Below are 22,831 nucleotides of genomic sequence, written 5' to 3' on the forward strand. Positions count from 1 at the left end.
CGCGGCGGCCCGGGCGGGTGCGGGCACCTCCGGCGGTTCCGGCGGGGGTGAGCGTGACCGCCCGGCCCCGGCGCCCTCCTCACCAGGGGATTGCCCCTGTCCGCCCGCCGTGCGCCCACTCGGGCCGTTCCCGGTCCGGGCGGGATGACGCATGCTGGAACAGCGGGGACGGGAGGGGCGGAGTGTCGCGTCAGGAGCGGTCGAGTGGCGCCGGGAAGATGGGCGCCGAAGCGGATCTCCCCTCGGGACGAAAGGGCTCGAACGGATGAGTTCGTCTGTGCCACCTCACGGGTTCGCCAGGGTGCGTACCCCCTGGCGCGGTTACCGCCCCGAGCAGGTCGACGGTGCCGTCACCGGCCTCGTGACCACCCGGGACGGGGCGCTGGAGCGCGCCGAGGAACTCACCGCCCGCGTCCGGGAGCTGGAGGGTGAACTCGCCGAGCTGCGGGAGCGGGCCGAGAACCTCCCCCCACAGACGTTCGAGTCCCTCGGCGCCCGTGCCGGAGAGCTGCTGTCCTCCGTGGCGGAGGAGGCCGCCGAACTCCGCGACCGGGCCGAGGCCGACGCACGGTCGGTCCGCGAGGAGGCCGCCGCCACGGCCCGCGCCGCCGGGGACGCCGCCGCCTCCGACGCCGGCGCCGTGCGCGAGGAGGCCGACCGGCGGCTGGAGGAGGCCCTGGCCGCCGCGCACGAGAGCGCGGAGCGCATCCTCACCGCCGCCCGCGCGGCCGCCGACGAGGAGCGCGCCCGGGCCGGGGCCGCGCTGCACGAGGCGCGTGAGCGGACCACCGCGACCCTCGCGGAGCAGAAGCAGCAGAACAGTACCCGCCGGACGGAGGCGGAGCGGGAACTCTCCGCCGCCGAGGCCGCCACGGATCAGCGCGTCCGGGAGCTGACCGAACGCGCCGAGTCCGTGCTCGGTGACGCCCGTGACTCCCACGCCGAGGCCGAGGACACCGCCCGCCGGGAGCGGGACGACGCGGACGCCCGCGCGTCCGAGATCATCGCCCAGGCCAAGGCCCGGCGTCAGCGCATCGAACGGGAGACCGAACGCACCCTGCGCGACCACTCCGCCCGGCGGGACGCCCTCCGCGCCCAGATGGAACACATCCGCACCAGCCTGTCCACCATCACCGGCCGCGGCGGCCGCCGGGACACCGGCGGGGACACGGAACGGGAAGCGGGCCGGGACACGGCCCCCGGCCGGGAGGCCGCCGCGGAGCACGACGGCGGCAGGAACCACGCGAACGGCACGGGCACCCCGCCCGCCCCCCGCACGGAACGCTCACCGTGACCGGCCGGACAGGTAGGCACCAAGGAGTCGTCTCGTGCGAGGCACAGGTCCGGGCGCGCTGGTGCCTTTCAAGCGTTGTGGCAGAGGGCGCGGTCGATGAGAGTACGCAGGGCGGCTTCCTGGCGCTCCGCTGTCAGCTGGTCGGCGGGACGGCTGTGTGCTGAGACGGTGATGGTGCGCCGCCCATCGGCCGTGGTGGCAGTCATGATGAGGTAGCCGATACCGCTTCCGCCGTGCCCGAGGTAGCTGCCTCCGCAGGACAACGGAGTGGAGAACAGACCCAGGCCGTTCCGGGTGCCGACGGGGAAGCCGGAGTCCTGGGGCACAGCGACGGTCGTGCGCATGGCTGCGAGCGTGGTGGGCGACAGCAGCCGTCCCTTCACGAGGGCGGTGAAGAAAAGGTTGAGCTCGCGAGCTGTCCCGGTCATCGACCCGTCTGCCCCGCTGTCCATCGGCAGATAGGGAAGCGTGGTGTCGAGCAGGGGAGCGTCGACGGTGAACTGCTGATGGTTGGACGCATGCGGGGAACGGAGGAAGGGCCAGGTGCCGGGCGTCTCCGTACGGTGCAGTCCGAGGGGACGCAGGATGCGGGCATGTACCTGCTCCTCCCAGGAACGGCCGGTGACCTTTTTGATGATCATTCCGGCGAGCACGTAGTTGGTGTTGGAGTACTCCCAGTCGGTGCCCGCGGGAAATACCGGCGCATGGCGCATGGCCAGGGCGACCAGCTGCTCGGGCCGATATGTGCGCCATCGGTGGGTGTAGTACGTATCGGCGGTCTGGTCGGGCATCACCCCGGGCAGGTAATCCTGCAGACCGCTGGTGTGTTGCAGCAGATCACGGACCGTGACAGTCCAGCCGTCGTTGCCTGCACCGGTCACGACTCCGGGCAGGAGCTGCTCCACTGTCTGGTCAAGGCGGATGCGCTGCTCGTCCACCAGCTGCAGCATGACGCCGGCGACGTACGTCTTGGTGATGCTTCCCAGACGCAGGTAGCCGTTCCGAGGAACAGGGCGGCGGGTGATGAGGTCGCCGACCCCTGAGCGGGCGGTGACGGTCCCTTGCGGGGTTTCCAGGCGGACCGAGACTCCGGTGACTCCTGTATCGCGCAGTGCGTCGGCATCCTGCTGTACGGACCGGGTGATGGAGGCGGACTGCGTACCGGCCGAGGCCACGGTGGACTGCAGCATCGCCATGGCCAGCGCGAGAACAGCGGCTCTGGAGCATAAACGGTGAAAGAACACCATGCGAGGCTAGGAAGCCGCAGGTGCCACCGGCCATCCGGGCATCCGCCGGTTGTCATCGGGGGCCAACCGGATGGACAGTACTCCCGACCTCGCTCGCCTGCTCCATAGTCCCCTGGCACCGAATTCGCCAACGGCATAGCGCTCCGCCACCGGGCGTCCGCCGCAGGGGGCCGGGCGCGGGCGTCAGCCGGTCCGGTCGGGCAGCACCGCCGAGACGCGGAAGCCGCCCGCCTCGGTCGGTCCCGAGACGAAGCCGCCGCCCAGCGCCGTGACCCGTTCCGCCATGCCGATCAGGCCGTTGCCCCCGCTGGGCAGCCGGGCGTCCGAACCTCCCTCGGCCGCGGGGCCGTTCTCCACCTGCACGGCGATCTCGGATTCCCGGTGGGCCACCCGCACCCGGATCTCGGCGCCCGCCGCGTGCTTGTGCGCGTTGGTCAGCGCCTCCTGGACCACCCGGTACGCCGTCTGCTCCACCTGCGGCGCGCGGGGCCGGCCGGCGTCCCCCTCGACGAGGAGGTCCACCACCGTCCCGGCCGCCCGGGAGGCGCCGACCAGGTTCTCGACGTCGCCGAGGCCCGGCCCGTCGGCGGGGTCCTTGCCCACGGGCCGCGGCAGGGACTCCACCGCCACGGCCGCGCCCGGCCCGGCGCCGCGCGCCACGGGGGACGCCATCGAACGCGCCCGCGCCGGCGGGGAGCCCGCGGCGGAGCCGCCGGCCGGCGCGGGCACGGTGGCCGGCCCGGGGCCGGGGGCGGGCGCGGGTCCCGGCTCCGCGGGGGCGGCGGCCGGCGGCCCGGCCTCCGGGGCCGAGCGGAGGACGCCCAGCATCTCCCGCAGCTCCGTGAGCGCCTGCCGGCCGAGGTCACCGACGAGCCCGGCGTTCTTCGCCGCCCGCTCCGGGTCCTTCACGGCCACCGCCTGCAACGCGGCGGCGTGCACCACCATCAGGCTGACGCGGTGCGCCACCACGTCGTGCATCTCGCGGGCGATGCGCCGCCGCTCCTCGTCCCGGGCCCACTCGGCGCGCTCCTCGGCCCGCTCCGCCAGCAGCGACAGCTCCCGCTCCAGGCCGTCCGCGCGCTCCCGCAGGCTCTCCACCAGGCGGCGCCGCGCACCGACGTAGAGCCCCAGGAACACCGAGGGGGCGGTGAGGCCCAGGGCCATGAGGACCGGCGCGAGCACGGCCACCCACAACGGCGGCGGATAATCCGACTGCCGGATGTCCTGCTGGAACTGGATGAGCGTCACCAGCAGGGTGCCCGCCAGTGACATGCCCGCGAGGACGGCCGTGATCCGCCGGGGCACGTCGGAGGCGGCCAGGGTGTAGAGGCCGACGACGCCCAGCAGGAAGCCCATCTCGGCGGGGGTGACGGCCACCGCCACCAGCACCACGGCGATCGGCCACCGCCGCCGCACCAGCAGCGCGGAGCCCGCGGCCATGCCCAGCAGCACCCCGAGGAAGGCCGGGATCCCGGACTGGCCCGCGAACGCGACCCCCTCGACGGCGCACTCCGCGACGGACACCGCCGTCAGGGCGACGTCCAGCGCCATCGCGCGCCGGCGTTCCCACCACCACGGACCCGGAGGCGCGCCCTCCGCGCCCCGCTCCGCGGCTCCTGCCCCCGTTGTGGTCATAACGTCCACCCTACGGCCGTACCCACGGGTTTCCGTGGGGGTGCCCGCGCTTCGGCCGGGTCGGACGGATCCGGCCGCCGGAGGGCGGAGCGGACTGTTGAACAAGCGGGGGCTCCGCCGGGGCCCCCGCGCCACCGTCCGGCGCCGGGGCGGCCTCGCCGCGGCGTCATGGCGGTGCCGTCGCGGTGCCCTGGCCGGTTCCCGTCGCACGGGAGGCGGAAGGTGCGGCATAGTAGGACCGGCTGGAGCGGACGGCCGATAGGGACCGTCCGGTACGGCCAAGTATGCCATCCGCTGTGGTGTAATCGGCAGCACTGCTGGTTTTGGTCCAGTAAGTCCGGGTTCGAGTCCTGGCAGCGGAGCACGGTACCGCCCGCCCCGGGCCCCGGCCTCACCGCCGGGGCCCGCTGCCGTTCCCGGCGGAAAACGCCCCGGTATCCTGCGGGTGTCCACCACCCGAAGCCGAAGGGCACACCCGTGAGCGTCAACCGCCCGGCAGCCGTCGTCGTCCTCGCCGCGGGTGAGGGCACCCGTATGAAGTCGGCCACCCCCAAGGTCCTGCACACCCTCTGCGGCCGCTCACTCGTCGGCCATGTCGTCGCCGCTTCCCGCGAGCTCGACCCGCGGGAGCTCGTCGTGGTCGTGGGCCACGCCCGGGAGCAGGTCACCGCGCACCTCTCGGAGATCGACCCCGCCGCCTTCACCGCCGTGCAGCACCAGCAGAACGGCACCGGGCACGCGGTGCGGATGGCGCTGGAATCGCTGGCCGCCGCCGGCCGCCCGGCCGACGGGACGGTGGTCGTCGTCTGCGGCGACACCCCGCTGCTCACCGGCGACACGCTCGGCCGGCTGACCGGGACGCACGCCGCCGACGGCAACGCCGTGACCGTCCTCAGCGCCGAGGTGCCCGACTCCACCGGCTACGGCCGCATCGTCCGCGACCCGGCGGACGGGGCCGTCACGGCGATCGTCGAGCACAAGGACGCCACCGCGGAGCAGCGCGCCATCACCGAGATCAACTCGGGGGTCTTCGCCTTCGACGGGCGGCTGTTGGCCGAGGCGCTGGGCAAGCTCGGCACGGACAACAGCCAGGGCGAGGAGTACCTCACCGACGTGCTCTCCATCCTCCGCGAGGACGGGCACCGGGTGGGCGCGGCCGTCGCGGCGGACCACCGCGAGATCCTCGGCATCAACAACCGCGTCCAGCTCGCGCAGGCCCGGCGGCTCCTCAACGACCGGCTGCTGGAGGCCGCGATGCTGGCCGGCGTGACGGTGGTGGACCCGGCGACGACCTGGGTCGACACCACCGTCACCTTCGAACCCGACGCGGTGGTGCACCCGGGGACGCAGCTCCGCGGCGCCACGAGCCTGGCGGCCGGCGCCGAGGTCGGCCCGGACTGCACCCTGGACGACACCGCGGTCGGCGCCGGGGCCCGGGTGATCCGCACGGTGGCGGACTCGGCGGAGATCGGCCCCGAGGTGTCCGTCGGCCCGTACGCCTACCTGCGGCCGGGGACGCAGCTGGCGCGCGGCGCCAAGGCCGGGACCTTCGTGGAGATGAAGAACGCGGAGATCGGCGCGGGCACCAAGGTGCCGCACCTGTCCTACGTGGGGGACGCCACGATCGGCGAGGGGACCAACATCGGCGCCGCCAGCGTCTTCGTCAACTACGACGGCCAGGACAAGCACCGCACCACGATCGGGTCCCACTGCAAGACCGGCTCGGACAACATGTTCGTGGCCCCCGTCACGATCGGGGACGGCGCGTACACCGCCGCCGGCTCGGTCATCACCCGCGACGTGCCGCCCGGTTCGCTGGCCGTGGCCCGCGGGCAGCAGCGCAACATCGAGGGCTGGGTGGCGCGGAAGCGCCCCGGGAGCGCCGCGGCGCGGGCCGCCTGGGCCGCCCAGGAGGGCGAGGAGAGCGGCTCCTAGCGCCACCAGGCGCGCCGGGCGCCGCGGGGCGGGGGTCATGGAGGCGGGGGCATGGGGCGGCGCACTCGCGCCGTCACCGCCGTTCACCGCTGTGACCAGCGCCTCGTCACGGGAAAGGCCGTGTGGGGCGTACCGTGAGAACGCACCCGAAGTGCCCCTTCAGTTCCCCCAGAGTTCTGCCGCTGCCAAGGAGACTTGCTGTGACCGGGATCAAGACGACCGGCGAGAAGAAGCTGATGTTCTTCTCCGGCCGCGCCCACCCCGAGCTCGCCGAGGAGGTCGCGCACCAGCTCGGTGTGGGACTGGTCCCGACGAAGGTGTTCGACTTCGCCAACGGTGAGATCTACGTCCGCTACCAGGAGTCGGCGCGCGGCGCGGACTGTTTCCTGATGCAGAGCCACACAGCCCCCATCAACAAGTGGATCATGGAGCAGCTGATCATGGTCGACGCGCTGAAGCGCGCCTCGGCCCGGTCCATCACCGTGATCCTGCCCTTCTTCGGCTACGCCCGGCAGGACAAGAAGCACCGCGGCCGGGAGCCCATCTCCGCGCGGCTGGTCGCGGACCTGCTGCGGTGCGCCGGAGCCGACCGGATCCTCACCGTGGACCTCCACACCGACCAGATCCAGGGCTTCTTCGACGGCCCGGTGGACCACCTCTTCGCGCTGCCCGTCCTCGCGGACTACGTGGGCGCCAAGGTGGACCGCTCCAAGCTGACGGTGGTCTCCCCCGACGCGGGCCGGGTGCGGGTCGCCGACCGCTGGTGCGACCGGCTCGGCGCGCCCCTGGCGATCGTCCACAAGCGGCGGGACAAGGACGTGGCGAACCAGGTCACCGTGCACGAGGTGGTCGGTGACGTGAAGGGCCGCGTCTGCGTCCTGGTGGACGACATGATCGACACCGGTGGCACCATCTGCGCCGCGGCGGACGCCCTGTTCGCCAACGGCGCGGCGGACGTCATCGTCACCGCGACGCACGGCGTGCTCTCCGGCCCGGCCGCCGACCGGCTGAAGAACTCCCGGGTGAGCGAGTTCGTCTTCACCAACACCCTGCCGACCCCGGGCGAGACGGAGCTGGAGAAGATCACGGTCCTCTCCATGGCGCCGACGATCGCCCGCGCGGTGCGCGAGGTCTTCGAGGACGGCTCGGTCACCAGCCTCTTCGAGGAGCAGGCCTGACGGCCGGCGGGCCGCCGCCGCGCGGCGGTCCCGCTCCCCTCCGGCCGGCGGCCGGGTACCGGGTCTCCCCCGGGTACCCGGCCGCCGGCCGGTCTCCGGGCCGGGCCGGTCCGCCCGGGCCCGTGGTTCGGCCGGGTCCGTGATACGCCTCGCGGTGATCGACTTTGGGAGCGGCCCGTCGCACGGGTAGACTCACCGAGTTGCTCGGCGAGGGAGCCCCGCACCGGTGAGGTGCGGCGCATCCGTTATCGACGCGCTCTTCGTAGCAGGTCTGTCGTGGGCCGGGTGACGGCCGCCGGATCAGATCCGCGGCGGGACGGAATCCGCCCGTCGCGCCATACGAAGGGTGCCACCATGGCCGAGATCAAGATTTCCGCCGAATCCCGCTCGGAGTTCGGCAAGGGGGCGGCCCGCCGTCTCCGCCGCGAGGACAAGGTGCCGGGCGTCATCTACGGCCACGGCAGCGAGCCGGTCCACGTGGCGCTCGCGGGCTACGACCTGATGATGGCGCTCAAGACGCCGAACCCGCTGCTCCGTCTCGCCCTCGGCGACGGCAAGAGCGAGCTGGTCATCCCCAAGGCCGTGCAGCGCGAGGCGATCCGCGGCTTCCTCGTCCACGTCGACCTGCTGCTGGTCCGCAAGGGCGAGCGGGTCACCGTCGAGGTCCCGGTCTCCGTCGAGGGCGAGCTGGCCCCGGGCGGCAACCTGCTGGAGCACATGCTGGACGCGCTGCCGGTGGAGACCGAGGCCACGCACATCCCCGAGGGCTTCACCGTCTCCGTCGAGGGTCTGGAGGCCGGCGCCTCCATCCAGGCGAAGGACGTGGAGCTGCCCTCCGGCACCGAGCTGGCCGTCGAGCCCGAGACGGTGATACTGCAGGTCGTCGGTGCGCAGACCGAGCCCCTGCCGGAGGACGAGGCCGAGGCTGAGGCCGAAGGCGAAGGCGAAGAGGCCGCCGAGGGCGAGGGTGAGACCGAGGCCCAGGCCGCCGAGGGTGAGGGCGGCAAGGAGGGCTGAGCCCGTCCGGCCCGGACCGCCCGGCGCGGCGCCTCCGCGCGCCGTCCGTGCCGTGACCGCCGTCCCGCTCCGGCCGGAGCGGGACGGCGGTCGTGTCTTCCCCGGGGCGGTCCGCCGTGCCCCGTGCCGGCGGACCGCCCAGGGCACCACCGGCCCGTCTCCCGGGCCCCGGCCCCACCGGGTCGGGCCCCGGCAGGTCCCCCTGGTCCCGGCAGGCCCCGGCGGGCCCCACCGGAGACCCTTGATCCCGGCAGGAGAACACGACAGATGAGCGATGCGGACGGCCCCTGGCTGATCGCCGGACTGGGCAACCCCGGGCCGGAGTACGCGGGCAACCGCCACAACGTCGGCTTCATGGTGGCGGATCTGCTGGCGGAGCGGATGGGCGCCCGCTTCAAGGCGAACCGCGCGCGGGCCCAGGTCCTGGAGGGGCGGATCGGTGCCCCGGGCGCGGGGAGCCGCCGCGTGGTCCTCGCCAAGCCGATGACCTACATGAACCTCTCCGGCGGACCGGTGGCGCAGCTCTCCGGCTTCTACAAGGTGCCGGTGGAGCGGATCGTCGCGGTCCACGACGAGCTGGACATCGACCACGGCACCCTGCGGCTGAAGCGCGGCGGCGGCGACAACGGCCACAACGGCCTGAAGTCGATCACGAAGGCGCTGGGGCCCGACTACCACCGGGTGCGGTTCGGCATCGGGCGCCCGCCGGGGCGCATGGACGTGGCGGCGTACGTGCTGAAGGACTTCTCGGCGGCGGAACGCAAGGAACTGGACTACTTCGTGGACCGGGCGGCGGACGCGGTGGAGTGCCTGGTCCAGCAGGGACTGGAAGCGGCGCAGAGCCGCTACAACAGCTGACCCGCGCCGGGGCGGGGACTCCTCCGGGCCCCTCCCGGCGCGCCGTCCTTCCCGGGCCCCGCGCCGTCGGCGGCATGGGTGAGGCCCCGGGGCCGCCCGCGAGACGTGGTCAGGAACGGCCCCCGGTGGACTCGAGTGCGGGCGCGGGTTCCGGGGTCCGGGACCGGTGGCTCATCGCGAGGATGCCGTCCATCAGCCGGGCCGGGAGGAAACGGGCGAGGGGGATGATGAAGGCGGCGTCCCGGCCGAGGGTGTACCGGGCGCGCGGGCGGGGCGTGGTCGCCACCCTGGCGATCTTGGCCCCCGCCTTCGCCGCCGGCAGGGCGTGTTCCAGGAAGGCCGCGTTCGACGCCACCGTCGCCTTGATGAGACTGCCGTAGAGACGCTGGTGCCCGGGGCTCATCCCGGCGGCGAGTTCGAGGGAGACGGCACCGCTGCGGGCGGCCATCTCGGTCCGGACACCGCCGGGCTGGACGACGACCACCTGCACGCCGTGCGCCGAGACCTCGCGGCGCAGGGAGTCACTGGCCGCTTCGAGGGCGAACTTGGTTCCCGCGTACGCCCCGAAGACGGGCAGCGCGGCCACCCCGCCCACGGAACTGATGTTGACGATTCTGCCCCGGCTCCGCCGCAGGAAGGGCAGGAGCCTCTGGATGACGGAGATGTGCCCGAAGAGGTTCACCTCGAACTGTTCGCGCCACAGGGCAAGCGGGAGCACCTCGACGGGGGCGTTGATCTCGATCCCCGCGTTGTTGACCAGAAGACGCAGGACGCGCCGCTCGGGGTCGTCGGCGATCCGCCGGGCCAGGGCCTCGACGTGTTCCGGGACGGTGATGTCCAGGGTGACCGGTTCGATGCCGTCGGCCCGAATGGCGTCCGCCTCGCTGTCGGTGCGTACCCCGGCGAGAACGTGGTGGCCCATCGCGGCGAGGGCCCGCGCCGTGGCGGCTCCGATGCCGGACGAGGCGCCGGAGACAACGACGAGCTCATCCCCTCTCCGGGGGTTCTTCCGGGGGGCTTTCCCTGGACGGATCACAGCGGTGAGTCCTTTCACGAGGCGGAGGGCGCGGGCGCGTCAAGGGGGAAGCGCGTGCCGGTCAGTTCCTCCGACACCTCCCACAGCCGCCGTGCCGCCGAGCCGTCACGTGCCCGGGCGGCTCGTCCGGCCGGCGCCGGCGCACCGCGCATGCCCCACAGCCGGTCGGGGCCGACGTAGCTGTCGCCGGGAAGGTCCGCGGTGGCGGCGCACAGGGTGGGCAGGGCGCCCTCCTCGGCGCTGTGGGCGACCAGCCCGACGAGGAACTTCTCGACGCGGAAACCGAGGGAAGGCTTCTTCTCCGCTCGCATCAGGTTCGTCGAGGAGATGCCGGGATGCGCGGCCGTCGAGATCACGCGTGATCCCGCGCGGGTGAGTCTGCGCTGGAGTTCGGAGACGAACAGGAGGTTGGCCAGCTTGGACTGCGTATAGGCGGCGTTCGGCCGGTACGGCCTGCGCTCCCACTGGAGGTCGGAGAAGTCCAGGGAGCCGATCCGGTGCCCGAGCGAGGCCACCGTCACGACCCGCTCCCTGATGCGCGGAAGGAGCAGGTTCGTCAGGGCGAAGTGGCCCAGGTGGTTGGTCCCGAACTGCAACTCGAATCCGTCCGCGGTCCGGGAGAGCGGCCCCAGGGAGAGACCGGCGTTGTTGACCAGCAGATCGACAGGGCCCGGGAGATCGCGGGCGAACGCCCGCACGGAGGAGAGGTCGGCCAGATCGAGGGGGCGGACCTGGACCGGGCCCGTCATGGTCGCCGCCGCCGCTTCCCCCTTCTCCGGACTGCGTACGGCCAGGACCACTCGCGCGCCCCGCTCCGCGAGGACCCGGGCGGTGACGAGCCCGATACCACTGCTCGCGCCGGTGACGACGGCGGTGCGGCCGGTCAGGTCGGGAAGGTCGGCGGGGGAGAAACTCAACATGCCGCGAGAGTAGACACTGGAAACATTGTTGTCAATGAAAACATTGCGCCGAGTAGGCTGGCCCCATGCCTGACACCATCGAGCAGCGGCCCTACCACCACGGGAATCTCCGCGTGGAGTTGCTCAACGCGGCGGAGCGCAGCCTGCGGGCGCACGGGGTCGAGCAGCTCTCCCTGCGGGACCTGGCACGCGACATCGGCGTGAGTCACGCGGCGCCCCGCCGGCACTTCGCGGATCGCCGCGCGCTGCTCGACGCCCTCGCCGAGTCCGGCTTCGTGCGCCTGGGCGCGAAGCTGCGGGCCGCGGTGGACGGGATCGACGACGAGGACGAGCTACCCGCTCGCCTGCACGCGTTCGCGTCGGCGTACATCCGGTTCGCCACCGAGAACGCCGCGCTGACCGGGCTGATGAACTCCAGCAAGCACCGCCCGGGGGCGACCGCGGTCGCCGAGGCCTCCGCAGCCGCGTTCGGGCAGATCCGCGACCTGATCGAAGAGGGCCAGGCGCGCGGCGAGCTGGAGGAGGGCGACCCGGAGGGCATCGGGCTCATCCTCTACGCCACCGTTCTGGGGATCACGTCCATGCTCACCAGCGGCATGATCGAGCCGGAACGGCTGGACGGACTCGTGGACGCCGCGGTGACACATTTCCTGCGAGGCGCCCGCCCGGCGGAACCACGCTGACCGGACCGCGGATCACGCCCTGCCCCGGCCCCCGGCAGCGCATGGCCGGGGGCCGGGGCCGGGCCCGCTCTCAGCCGCCCGTACCCGATCGCACCACGCGGACCTCGCCGGCCGGCAGGTGCAGGGTTCCGCCGACGGGTTCGTCCCGGAGCATCTCCCGGCCCCGCGCCGCGACGGCCACGTCCTCGCCGGTGTGGTTGATGTAGAAGGTGAACGTCTCCTCGTCGTTGCGCCGTACGAGCACCTCGACGCCGTCCGGCAGGCTCGCCGCGGCCGCCGGAGGTGTCAGCGAACGCGCCAGGGCGAGCAGCGCGTCGCGGTCGAGCCCGGCCGACACATAGACCGCGCGGCCCCCGGACTCCAGGGAGCGGGAGGTGATCGCCGGGTGACCGCCGAGGGGGCCCCCGGCGTACCGGGCGATCACCTCGGCGTCACGTACCCGGAGGAGCTCGGTCCAGTCCGTTCCGCTCCACCCGTTGTCGAGCGTGAACCTCTCGCCCTCCTGCAACGGCCGGAACTCCTCGCACCACACGCCCAGGAGGTCGCGGAAAGCCCCGGGGTAGCCGCCGAGCCGCACCTGGTCGTTCTCGTCCACGATCCCCGAGAGGAAGCCCACCACGACCGTGCCGCCCGCCTCGGCGAATCCACGCACCCGCGCCGCCGTGCCGTCGTCGGTCAGGAAGAGGCCGGGCACGACCAGCACCTCGTAACCGGTGAGGTCGGACCAGGGCGGGAGCACGTCGATGGTCTCGTTCAGCCGCCAGAACGCATGGTGCCAGTCGCGGACGATGCGGCCGTAGGAGAGGTGGTTGTTGGGCTTGATCCCCTTCGTCAGCGCCCACCCGGCCTCGTCGTCGAAGAGGATGCCGACCCGCGCCCGGGGCGCGCGTGACCCCAGGACCGGCGCGAGGCTCCGCAGGTGGCCGCCGAGCGTGCGGACGTCACGGTGGACCTCGGTGTCCTCCCCGGCGTGCGGGACCATCGCCGAGTGGAACTGCTCCGCGCCGGCCCGGGAGGCGCGCCACTGGAAGAACAGAACGCCGTCGGCGCCGTGGCCGACATGGCTGAGGCTGTTGCGGATCATCTCCCCCGGTGTCTTGGCGCGGTTCCGTGGCTGCCAGTTGACGGCGCTGGTCGAGTGCTCCATGAGCAGCCACGGACGGCGCTCCGTCGTCATCGCGCGCATCCGGTCCCCGGAGAGGGCGACGTCCTGCTCCGGGACGGGGTCGGTGGAACGGGTGTAGTGGTCGTTCGCGACGATGTCCATGTGCCGGGCCCACCGGGGGTAGTCCACCACGTCCGGTTCGGCGCCGACCATGAAGTTCGTCGTGACGGGGAGGCCGGGTGTGACGCTCTTGAGCACCTCGCGCTCGGCGAGGTAGTGCGCCAGGAGTTCGTCCGAGGAGAACCGGTCGAAGTCGAGGACGAGGGACGGGTTCTTCGCGCCGTCACCGCGCGGCGGGAGGATGTGGCCGAAGTCGCGGTAGGTGTGCCCCCAGAACGCCGTGCCCCAGGCCTCGTTCAGCGTGTCGACGGTGCCGTACCTGCGGCGCAGCCAGGCGCGGAACGCCGCCGCCGAGGTGTCGCAGTAGCAGCGGCCGTTGCCTCCTCCCAGCTCGTTGCTGACGTGCCACATCACGACGTGCTCGCGGTGGCCGTAGCGGTCCGCGAGGGCGCGGACGATCCGGAGCGCGTGGTCGCGGAAGACCGGACTGCTGGGACACCAGCCGAGCCGGGCCCCCGGCCAGTGCTGCCGCATGTCGCGTTCCACCGGAAGGATCTCCGGATGGGCGGCCAGCAGCCAGGCCGGGGGCGCGGCCGTCGGCGTGGCGAGGTCGATGGCGATGCCGTGCTCCTCCAGGAGACCGACGATCTCGTCCATCCACCCCCAGTCGAACTCTCCGTCGGCCACCTCGACCAGGCCCCAGGAGAAGACGCCGAGCGAGACGAGGTTCACGCCGGCCTGCCGCATGAGGCGGACGTCTTCCTCCCAGACTTCCGTGTCCCACTGTTCCGGGTTGTAGTCGGCTCCGTAGCTCAGCCCGCGCGTGGGCCAGGCGTTGTCTCCATGAGACCAGGTCATCCCTTGACTCCTCCGGCGATGAGGTCGAGGCGCCAGAACCGTTGCAGGAACAGCACCAGGGCGGTGAGGGGAACGATCGCGAGTGCCGCGCCGACGATGGCCAGCGAGTAGAGGGACGGGGCGCCCGAACCGCGTTCGAGCAGGGAGTTCAGCCCCACGGTGAGGGGGAAGGTGCGGGTGTCGGAGAGCATGATGTACGGCAGCAGGAAGTTGTTCCAGATGCCCACGAACTGCAGCAGGAACACCGTCACCATCCCCGGCACCATGAGGGGGAGCACGACGGCGCGGAAGATCCGCCACTCGCCGGCGCCGTCGATCCGTGCCGCTTCGAGCATCTCCGCGGGGATGGTGGCCGCCGCGTACACCCGGCACAGATAGATCCCGAACGGGCTGACGATGCTCGGGAGGAGGACCGACCACTGCGTGCCGGCCAGTTGCAGGTCGGACAGGAGCAGGTACTGCGGGACCGCGAGCGTGATCCCGGGGATGAGCAGCCCGGCGATGATGGTGGCGAAGAAGATCCGGCCGCCCCGGAAGTCGAACTTCGCCAGCGCGTATCCGGCGGAGGCCGAGACGAGGGTGGACAGCGCCCCGCCGACCCCCGCGTACAGCAGGGAATTCAGCGCCCACAGGCCGTAGGCACCGTCGTCGTGGGAGAAGAGCCGGGCGAGATTGTCGAGCAGGCCCGTTCCGGGGGCGAAGGTGAAGGAGTTGAACAGTTCGCCCGGAGCCTTGCTGGCGGCGACGAAGACCCAGGCCACCGGGGTGAGGCAGTAGGCCGCTCCGGCCAGCAGGACCAGCGTCGGGAAGATCTTGGTCCGTTCGCGCCGTTCTCCGGCGATCCCGCTCATCGCAGCCTCCGCTTCATGGCGATCCGCACCGTCGCGAGCACCGCCGTGGACACCAGCGCGGTGCCGACGGCGAGAACGATGGATGCCGCCGCCGCGTCATGGAGGTTGTCCAGGACGAAGGCGTCCTGGTAGATCGCCATGAGCGGGGCCCAGGTGGTGGAGATGGTGTTCGTCAGCGGCTTGAGCATCAGCGGCTCGCCGTAGAGCTGGAGGGCGCCCAGCAGCCCGAAGATCGAGGTGAGGATCAGCGCCGGACCGACCATCGGCACCTTGATCCGGAGCGCGATCTGGACCTCGCCCGCCCCGTCCAGGCGGGCCGCCTCGATCAGCTGAGGGGGTATGCCCCGCAACGCCGTGTAGATGATGAGCATGTTGAATCCGGTTCCGCCCCAGATGGAGATGTTGGCGAGCGAGGGGTAGATCCCGCCCGGTTCGAGGAAGGGGATGTCCCCCCAGCCGAGGGACCTGGTGACGTGGGAGAACGGGCTGGTGCCCGCCAGATACATGAACCCCCACATCAGCGCCGCCACCACGCCCGGCACCGCGTAGGGGAGGAAGATCGCTGTGCGCCCGAAGCGCCGCAGCTTCACCCCGGGGGTGTCCAGCAGCAGGGCGAACAGCAGCGCGAGCCCGAGGGTGAACGGCACCGCGATGATCCCGTAGAGCGCCAGCCGTCCGAGCCCGCCGATCAGCCGTGGGTCGTCGAGGACCCCGGCGTAGTTGTCGAACCAGACGAACACGGTGGACCGGGTGCCGAGGGGGCCGCCGCCGACCCGCCGCTGGGCGAAGAAACTGGTCACCAGCGCGTACCCGATGGGGATCACCGTGAAGAGCAGGTACAGCAGCATCGCGGGCGCGCTGAACAGGTACGGCGCGAGGGCACGGCGGCGACGGCGGCGCGGCGACGGAACACCCTCCGTCGCCGGCGGGGTGGCCGGTTCGGCCGCGACGGGGTTGGGCATGCGGATTCCCTCTCTGGCACTTCGCGCTTCTCTTCGATCCAGGCCCCTCGGGCCTGTCCGGCGGATCACACCGGAGGGCACCGGACCACACCGGCGGCGCCCGGCGGCCCCGGCGCGGCGCCGGGGCCGGTGGGGAGCCGGCCCCACGCCTCCGGTGGACTCCGCCGGGGAGGGCTCAGCCCTCGTCGACCTCGAACTCCTGCTTCTTCAGATCCGCCACGACGGCCTTCTCCGTAACGGTCAGGACATCGGCCCAGGAGGTGCCGTTCCGGATGGCGTCGTTCAACGCGTCCGTGAAGGCCGAGGCGGCCACATCGGTGTTGGGGCCCCAGGTCACCGGGCGGGTGTCCCGGGCTATCCCGGCGACGGTCTCGTAGTAGTCGGACTGCTGCGGCATCAGGGCCGGCGGCTTCTGCGCGATGGCCGCCTTCTGCCCGGAGAGGGCGGCGGGGTAGGCGTTCTGCACGTTGAGGATCATCTTCGCGCCCTTGTCGGAGGCGTTGAGCCACTTCGCGAACTCGGCGGCCTCCTCGGGGTGCTCGGACCCCGCGGTGACGGCGACCGACGACCCCCCTTGGAAGGACACGGTGGGGTCGTCCTCGTCCCACCGGGGCAGGGGCGCGAGAGCCCACTTGCCGGCGGTCTTCGGTGCCACGCCGTGGACGACGCCGGGCGCCCACACGGCGGACGGCCAGGACAGCATCGTGCCGTCGTTCAGCTTCTGGTTGTACGTGGGCGTCAGGATCGGGTCGGTCGCGACGAGCCCGTCCTCGTACATCCCCTGGAAGAACTCCATCACCTTGCGGGAGTTCTCGCCGTCGATGCCGACGGTCCACCGGTCCCCGTCGATCGACCACCAGTCGTCGCCCGCCTGCGCCGCCACGGCGGCGAACCAGTCCCAGTTGTCGGTGCTCAGCGAGGCCATCGTGAGATCCGGATCCCGCTTCTTGATCGCGGCGGCCGCCTCACGGTAGTCGTCCCAGGTCAGGGGGGCCTCGACACCGTACTTGTCGAAGACGTCCTTCCGGTAGAGCAGCGCCATGGGGCCAACGTCCTGCGGCAGTGCGTAGGTCCGGCCGTTGAAGGTCGTCTGCGCCCACGAGCCGGGCGCGTACTCCTTCTTCACCTCGGCGACCCGGTCGGTGATGTCCGCCACCGCGCCGGCGACGATCATGCGGGGCAGTGACGGGTTCTCCACGAGGGCAAGATCGGGCGCGTTCCCGGCGCGGTGCGCGGCCAGCAGCTTGGCGGAGGACTGGTCGCCGCCGCCGGCGTCGGTGTGGACCACCTTGATGTCCGGGTGGGTCCGGTTGAACTCCTTGACCTCCTCGGCGCTCCCGGGCGCCCACGCCCAGTAACGGAGCGTGACCTTTCCTCCGTCCTGCGCCGTGGGGCCACCGGCCGAACAGGCGGGGACGAGAAGCGTCGTGACGGCGGTGACGACCGCCGCGGCCAGGAGTTTGCGGGATTTTCCGGTGCGCATGAAGGTCCTTCGACTCGGAGTGGGCTCGCTCTGCCGGCCGGCACGTCACGCCCCTGCTTGCGGGGGGTGACGAGCATCACCTTGGCCAGGAAAGTTTGTCAATATGGGTGACAAACTAAGTCGTCCCTTGGCTTTCGGGGACGCGGAGGGCGAGCGCCCGCCCCGGGTCCGGCCGGGCGCCGGGCCTCACCGTGCCGAGCGGGTGCGACGGCGGCTCCGCCCGGGCCGGTCGAGGCGGCGCCCGGTGGGGGCGTCGGGCCGGACGGAAGAGGAGCGTGCCCCGCGGAACTCCCGGACCCGCCCGAGGACTTGCGGCACCGGACAGCCGCAGGCCGGTGGAGGCCGGCAGGGGCGTGGGGCGCGACGACGCCCCGTCGAGGACGCGCCGGAGAGGCCCCCGGGCGAACACGGCGGAACGGCCCCTCGGGCGGGCAGAGCGGGGGGAGATCCGCGCCGTTCCCCGCCGGCGGCCGCCGTCACGAACCGCCGTGACGGGCGGGCCCGCGCCGGACCCGTGTGGCCCCGAGGCGGCACCGCGGGAGAGGGAGCGGCTACCGCGCTCTCACAGCTCGGATGCGGTGAGACGCCGGTAGAGGGCGAGTCCGGCCGCCGCGCGCGCCCATTCGAACGTGTCGAAGACCGTGACCTCGATGAGGGGCGGCTCCTCGGCGGTGTGCACCGAACGTACCCCCTCCTCGAAATCCTCCGGGTACGCGTCGAGAAGCGACGGACTGCCGCCCGTCAGGATCACCTTGTCGGGGTCGAGCAGGTTCAGGATGTGCCCGGCCGCCACCCCCATCCCCCGCGCGGCGCGTACCAGACGTGCGCGCGCCCTTCGGTCCCCCGCCTCGGCACGGTCGAAGACCTCGGCGGGCGTCCGCGCGCCGGGAACGTCCCCCACCACCGCCTCCCAGGAACTCTCGCCCCACAGGCAACCACGGTGACCACGAGGACAGGACGTGCCGTCGGACGCGACCCGGACGTGGGCGAACCGGCCCGCCCTGCGGTGGGCCCCGACGATGATCTTGCGATCGGCCACCAGCCCGAACCCGATCTCCCGGCCGTGCGAGATGAGGGCCAGGCTGTCCTGCCCCTCGGCCAGGCGGGGCCACTGTTCGAACGCGGTGAGCGCCACGACGTCGTCCTCGGCCCACACCGGAACACCGAACTCCCGCTGCCACGCGGAGCGGGCCGCGTCGGGGGCGACGGCGTAGAGGCCGACCCCCTCAGGGGCGCCGTCGATCCGCTCCGTGGAGCCGCACACGGCGAGCGCCGCCACCCGCAGACCGCTCGTCCCGGCCTCCGCCAGCCAGGCGCGGCAGCATGAGCCCACCACCGACGCGTCGAGGTCCCCGATCCGCCGGCGCCGCTCCCAGACCACCTCATTGGCCAGGTCGATCCCCACCGCGACGAGTTCGCCCGCACGGATGTGCACGCCGAGGAAGTGGAAGAGATCGGTCCTGGCCACCAGCACGTCGGCGGGCCGGCCCGTACTGGACCGCTGTTGCCTGCCCCCTTCGGCCACGAGGCCCGCGGCCTGGAGATCGCGGCCGATCGCGGTCATCCGGGTGCGCGACAGCCCGAGCTTCGCCGCCACCTCGCTCTTGGAGAGACCCCGGTTCCACAGGATGCGGTTGTAGGCCGCCTGCGTGGTCGGGTGCAGCCGTGGCCACCCCTCGCCGGCGGGGTCGGGAGGCGCGTGGTCATCGGGTATGGGCTGTGTCACGGGCCCATCCAACAGGAGTTCCCGTGCCCGCGCGCCGGTGCGGACGTTCCGCGGTGCTCACCTCCGGGGCCGTGCGATGGCCGGCACCGGCCGGCGCGCCCGTCCGGAGCACCGGTTCGCCGTGGGACGCCCCGCACCGCGCCCTCACCTCCGCGACGACGCGCGGCGGAGAGCGCGGGACGCGCCGGCGCGCTCCGGAGGTCACCCCTCGGCCCCGGAACTGCCTGGAGGGGAAGGAGGAGTTGACCGAGCGGATTGCCATGGCCAAGGATCGCCCGCATGGCCCCGTCGAAGTCCCCGCGCCGTCCCGCCGCCCGCCGGGCCGGAGAGAGCGCCTTCGGGCTGCTGCTCGCCGGCAAGCAGGTGCTGATGGCCGGGGTGGCGCTGCTGGTGGTGGTCGCCGGCTTCTCCACCGCGTGGGGGACCGCGCAGCACGCGATGCTGACCAAGGGCCGGGAGCGCGGCACCGTGACCCTGGAGCGCTGCGAGAACGAGGGGTGCGCCGGCCGGTTCGAGCCGGCCGCGGCCGGCGCGCCGGAGACGGCGGGCCCGCGCGAGGTCGTGATCCGCGAGACGGCCGGCCGGGAACCCGGCGACCGTCTGCCGGTGGCCCTCAAGCCGGACACGGACGAGGCGGTGCGGACGGGGATCGGCGGCGTGCTCCACACCTGGGTGCCGTTCGGCGGCGCGCTGCTGCTCGCGGCGCTGGTGGTGGCGGGCGGGCTGCGGATGCCGCGGACGGCCTGGGCCCTGGGGGCCACCGGAGCGGCACTGCTCGCGGGCGCGTTCCTGACCCTCTGACGCGGCGGTGGCCTCCGCGGCGGCGCCCGGGGAGGTTCGGAGCCGGACGAGCGCCGAACCTCCCCGGGCGTGTGGGATCAGCCCGTGTTGCGCAGCCCCGCCGCCACGCCGTTGACGGTGAGCAGCAGGGCCCGCGAGAGCAGCGGATCGGGCCGCTCACCGGCCTCGGCGGCCTTCCGCTGCCGGTCGAGGAGCGCGACCTGCAGATACGAGATCGGGTCGAGGTAGGCGTCGCGGATGCCGAAGGTCTGCTGGAGCACGGGGTTGGAGTCCAGCAGCCGTTCCCCGCCGGTGACCCGCAGCACCTCTTCCACGGTCAGCGCGTGCTCCGCCTCGATGGTGGCGAAGACGTGGCGCAGATCCTCGGGGACGAGGGTCTCCACGTAGTGCCGGGCGATGCGCAGATCCGTCTTGGCGAGCGTCATCTCCACGTTGGAGAGGAAGTTGCGGAAGAAGTGCCAGTGCTCGAACATCTCGCCGAGCACGTCGTCCAGACCGGCCTCGCGGGCGGCCCGCAGACCCGAGCCGACCCCGAACCAGCCGGGGACGATCTGCCGGGACTGCGTCCAGCCGAAGACCCACGGGATGGCGCGGAGCCCGTCGAGCCCGGCGCCGCTGTCGGGGCGGCGGGACGGCCGGGAACCGAGGTGCAGCTCGGCGAGCTGGTCCACCGGGGTGGAGGCGAAGAAGTACGCGGGCAGGTCCGGGTCCTCGACCAGCCGCCGGTAGGCGCCGTGGGCCGCGTCGGAGACGGTGTCCATGGCCGCGTCCCAGCGGGCCAGGGCCTCGCCGGACTGGCGGGGCGCGGTGTGCAGGGCGGACGCCTGGAGGGTGGCGGCGACGGTCAGTTCCAGGGTCTCCCGGGCGAGGGTGGGGACCAGGTACTTGTCGGAGATCACCTCACCCTGCTCGGTGACCTTGATCTCCCCCTCCAGGGTGCCCCAGGGCTGGGCCAGGATCGCGTCGTGCGAGGGGCCGCCGCCGCGGCCGACGGTGCCGCCGCGGCCGTGGAAGAGGCGGAGCCGCACGCCGTGCCGGTGGGCGACGTCCCGCAGGCGGCGCTGCGCGCGGTGGATCTCCCACTGGCTGGTGGTGATCCCGCCGAACTTGGAGGAGTCGGAGTAGCCGAGCATGACCTCCTGGACGTCGCCGCGGAGCGCGACGAGCCGGCGGTAGGAGGGGTCGGAGAGCATGTCGTCGAGGATGACGTCGGCGGCGCGCAGCTCGTCGGTCGTCTCCAGCAGCGGCACGATGCCGATCTTCGCCCAGCCCGCGTGCAGGTCGAGCAGGCCCGCCTCACGGGCGAGGACGGCGGCGGCGAAGACGTCGTCGGCGCCCTGGCACATCGAGATGATGTACGACTCGATCACCTCGGGGCCGAACCGCTCCAGGGCGTCGCCGATCGTCTCGAAGACACCGAGGGTCCGGGCCCCGGCGGCGTCGAGCGGGGCGGGCCGCGGCGCGAGCGGGCGGCGGGAGCGGAGTTCCTTGGCGAGCAGCCGGGTGCGGTAGTCCCGCGGCATGTCGGCGTAGCGCCAGGACTCCTCGCCGAGCCGGTCGAAGAGCTGCCCGAGGGCGTGGTGGTGGGCGTCGGCGTGCTCGCGGACGTCCATGGTGGCGAGCTGGAGGCCGAAGGCCGCGAGGGTGCGCAGGGTGCGGTCGAGGTGGCCGTCGGCGAAGAGGGTGCCGCGGTGGGCGCGGAGCGACTCCTGGACGAGGGCGAGGTCGGCGAGGAGTTCGGCGGTGCCGAGGTAGTCGCGGCCCTCCTGGTGGGGCGTGCCGGAGGCGAGCCGCTGCCGGGTGTTGAGCAGCTTCTGGCGGATGCAGGTCGCCTTGAGGCGGTAGGGCTCCTCGGCGTTGAGCCGCTTGTAGCGGGGGCTGATGCCGGGGAGCCGCTCCAGGTCGAGGGCGAGGGAGTCCAGGAGCGGCTGGGTGGCGCCGGTGTAGCGGACGGAGTTGGAGAGCAGCCCGCGGAGCTGGTCCACGAGGTCGAGCGCGTCGGAGATGCCGTGCTCGTGCTGGAGGATCAGCACCTCACGGGTGACCTCGGGCGTGACGTTGGGGTTGCCGTCCCGGTCGCCGCCGATCCAGGTGCCGAAGGTGAGCGGGCGGGTGTCGGCGGGCAGCTCGACGCCGACCCGGGCCAGCTCGGCGGAGAGGTCCTCCAGGACGTCGCCCACGGCCCCGGCGTGCAGCTCGTCCAGGTAGTAGATGGCGTTACGGGCCTCGTCGGCGGGCTCGGGGCGGACCACCCGGAGCTCGTCGGTCTGCCAGACCAGGTCGATGTTCTCCGCGAGCCGCAGGTCGTGCCGGCGGCGGTCGCCGCTGCCGGCGCCGGGGGAGTCCTCCAGCAGGGTGGCGATACGGCGGAGCTTGCCCAGGACGCTGCGCCGGGCGGCCTCGGTGGGGTGCGCGGTGAAGACGGGCCGGACGTTCAGATGGCGCACGGTCTCGCGGACGTGCTCGGGGTCGGCGTCCTTGAGCCGGTCCGCGGTACGGGCCAGGAGGCCGCCCTCGGCGGCGCGGCGGGCGCGGAGCTGCCGGCCGCGGTGCACCTGCTCGGTGATGTTCGCCAGGTGGAAGTAGGTGGAGAACGCCCTCACCAGTTTGGCGGCGGTGGGCAGATCGGTCTCGCCGAGGAGGCGGGCGGCGGCCTCCCCGTCGGTCCGGGTCAGACGGCGGACGCGCTCGACGAGATCCAGGAGGTCGGGTCCCTCCTGGCGGACGAGCGTCTCGCCCAGGAGGTCGCCGAGCCGCCGGATGTCAGCGCGCAGGGGGGCGTTGTCGTCGGTCTCGGGTGTGGGGTCGGCACTGCTCACAGGTGCTGGCTCCTCAAGTGGACGGGCACGACGGGCAGGGTGCGGACCGCGCTGTCCGGCGCACCCAGGATAGGCGCCTGGTGACCCGCGGCACCCTCCGGACCATTGACCCCACCCCATCCCCTGCCATACTTACGACGCCGTAGGTTACGCCCCCGTAGCCATGCCCCCGTTCGATGAGGGACTCCCCCCATGACCGCAGGTTCCGATGTGACCGACGACGTCAAGACCATCACCCGGACAGCCGGCACCCCCACCCCCCCCCCCCCCCCCCCCCCCCCCCCCCCCCCCCCCCCCCCCCCC

17 protein-coding genes and 1 tRNA gene are annotated in these 22,831 nt (G+C 72.9%); 8 read left to right on the plus strand and 10 right to left on the minus strand.

Features of this window, described 5'->3' with window-relative positions; genetic code table 11:
- The first annotated feature begins 265 nt into the window (after positions 1-265).
- Complete coding sequence (locus HCK00_RS20125; protein ID WP_168103407.1) at positions 266-1,294, plus strand: coiled-coil domain-containing protein; 1,029 nt, start codon at positions 266-268, stop codon at positions 1,292-1,294.
- A gap of 68 nt (positions 1,295-1,362) precedes the next feature.
- Here HCK00_RS20125 and HCK00_RS20130 read toward each other — a convergent pair whose 3' ends face one another.
- A complete protein-coding gene (locus HCK00_RS20130; RefSeq protein WP_240965747.1) occupies positions 1,363-2,490 on the minus strand; it encodes a serine hydrolase domain-containing protein in 1,128 nt (375 codons plus the stop codon).
- 234 nt (positions 2,491-2,724) lie between these two features.
- Complete coding sequence (locus tag HCK00_RS20135) at positions 2,725-4,176, minus strand: sensor histidine kinase (RefSeq protein ID WP_168103408.1); 1,452 nt, start codon at positions 4,174-4,176, stop codon at positions 2,725-2,727.
- 290 nt (positions 4,177-4,466) lie between these two features.
- Between HCK00_RS20135 and HCK00_RS20140 the strand changes: the two genes are divergently transcribed.
- The 5 genes from HCK00_RS20140 (at position 4,467) to pth (ending at position 9,164) form a co-directional block, all read left to right on the plus strand.
- Positions 4,467-4,538, plus strand: a tRNA-Gln gene (locus HCK00_RS20140).
- Between the two features lie 115 nt (positions 4,539-4,653).
- Positions 4,654-6,111: a bifunctional UDP-N-acetylglucosamine diphosphorylase/glucosamine-1-phosphate N-acetyltransferase GlmU gene (gene glmU, locus HCK00_RS20145; RefSeq protein WP_168103409.1), complete on the plus strand. Its 1,458-nt coding sequence runs from the start codon at positions 4,654-4,656 to the stop codon at positions 6,109-6,111.
- Positions 6,112-6,311: 200 nt separating this feature from the next.
- Positions 6,312-7,289, plus strand: a complete 978-nt coding sequence (locus HCK00_RS20150; protein WP_168103410.1) for a ribose-phosphate diphosphokinase — start codon at positions 6,312-6,314, stop codon at positions 7,287-7,289.
- A 354-nt stretch (positions 7,290-7,643) separates the two neighbouring features.
- Complete coding sequence (locus HCK00_RS20155) at positions 7,644-8,306, plus strand: 50S ribosomal protein L25/general stress protein Ctc (protein ID WP_168103411.1); 663 nt, start codon at positions 7,644-7,646, stop codon at positions 8,304-8,306.
- A 267-nt stretch (positions 8,307-8,573) separates the two neighbouring features.
- Complete coding sequence (gene pth, locus HCK00_RS20160; protein ID WP_168103412.1) at positions 8,574-9,164, plus strand: aminoacyl-tRNA hydrolase; 591 nt, start codon at positions 8,574-8,576, stop codon at positions 9,162-9,164.
- A 109-nt stretch (positions 9,165-9,273) separates the two neighbouring features.
- On the opposite strand, the gene HCK00_RS20165 is transcribed toward pth, so the two are convergent.
- A complete protein-coding gene (locus tag HCK00_RS20165; protein ID WP_168103413.1) occupies positions 9,274-10,200 on the minus strand; it encodes an SDR family NAD(P)-dependent oxidoreductase in 927 nt (308 codons plus the stop codon).
- Positions 10,201-10,214: 14 nt separating this feature from the next.
- Positions 10,215-11,120, minus strand: a complete 906-nt coding sequence (locus HCK00_RS20170; RefSeq protein WP_168103414.1) for an oxidoreductase — start codon at positions 11,118-11,120, stop codon at positions 10,215-10,217.
- A gap of 65 nt (positions 11,121-11,185) precedes the next feature.
- Between HCK00_RS20170 and HCK00_RS20175 the strand changes: the two genes are divergently transcribed.
- Positions 11,186-11,803, plus strand: coding sequence for a TetR/AcrR family transcriptional regulator (locus HCK00_RS20175; RefSeq protein ID WP_168103415.1), 618 nt, complete (start codon positions 11,186-11,188; stop codon positions 11,801-11,803).
- Positions 11,804-11,873: 70 nt separating this feature from the next.
- Here the strand turns inward: HCK00_RS20175 and HCK00_RS20180 are convergent, their stop codons facing one another.
- The 5 genes from HCK00_RS20180 to HCK00_RS20200 all read right to left on the minus strand — a co-directional run bounded on the left by HCK00_RS20180 (position 11,874) and on the right by HCK00_RS20200 (position 18,908).
- A complete protein-coding gene (locus HCK00_RS20180; protein WP_168103416.1) occupies positions 11,874-13,886 on the minus strand; it encodes a beta-galactosidase in 2,013 nt (670 codons plus the stop codon).
- Positions 13,883-14,737: a carbohydrate ABC transporter permease gene (locus HCK00_RS20185; RefSeq protein ID WP_168103417.1), complete on the minus strand. Its 855-nt coding sequence runs from the start codon at positions 14,735-14,737 to the stop codon at positions 13,883-13,885. Before HCK00_RS20185 ends, HCK00_RS20180 begins: the two co-directional genes overlap by 4 nt.
- Complete coding sequence (locus tag HCK00_RS20190) at positions 14,734-15,699, minus strand: carbohydrate ABC transporter permease (RefSeq protein WP_168103418.1); 966 nt, start codon at positions 15,697-15,699, stop codon at positions 14,734-14,736. The genes HCK00_RS20185 and HCK00_RS20190 overlap by 4 nt, the downstream gene beginning before the upstream one ends.
- Positions 15,700-15,874: 175 nt before the next feature.
- Complete coding sequence (locus HCK00_RS20195; protein ID WP_168103419.1) at positions 15,875-17,182, minus strand: ABC transporter substrate-binding protein; 1,308 nt, start codon at positions 17,180-17,182, stop codon at positions 15,875-15,877.
- Positions 17,183-17,744: 562 nt separating this feature from the next.
- Positions 17,745-18,908: an ROK family protein gene (locus HCK00_RS20200; protein ID WP_168103420.1), complete on the minus strand. Its 1,164-nt coding sequence runs from the start codon at positions 18,906-18,908 to the stop codon at positions 17,745-17,747.
- A gap of 279 nt (positions 18,909-19,187) precedes the next feature.
- Between HCK00_RS20200 and HCK00_RS20205 the strand changes: the two genes are divergently transcribed.
- Positions 19,188-19,709: a hypothetical protein gene (locus tag HCK00_RS20205; RefSeq protein WP_168103421.1), complete on the plus strand. Its 522-nt coding sequence runs from the start codon at positions 19,188-19,190 to the stop codon at positions 19,707-19,709.
- A gap of 77 nt (positions 19,710-19,786) precedes the next feature.
- On the opposite strand, the gene ppc is transcribed toward HCK00_RS20205, so the two are convergent.
- Positions 19,787-22,528: a phosphoenolpyruvate carboxylase gene (gene ppc, locus HCK00_RS20210; protein WP_311765403.1), complete on the minus strand. Its 2,742-nt coding sequence runs from the start codon at positions 22,526-22,528 to the stop codon at positions 19,787-19,789.
- Positions 22,529-22,831 lie beyond the last annotated feature (303 nt).

Source organism: Streptomyces zingiberis (assembly GCF_012034935.1).
Lineage (GTDB): Bacteria > Actinomycetota > Actinomycetes > Streptomycetales > Streptomycetaceae > Streptomyces > Streptomyces zingiberis.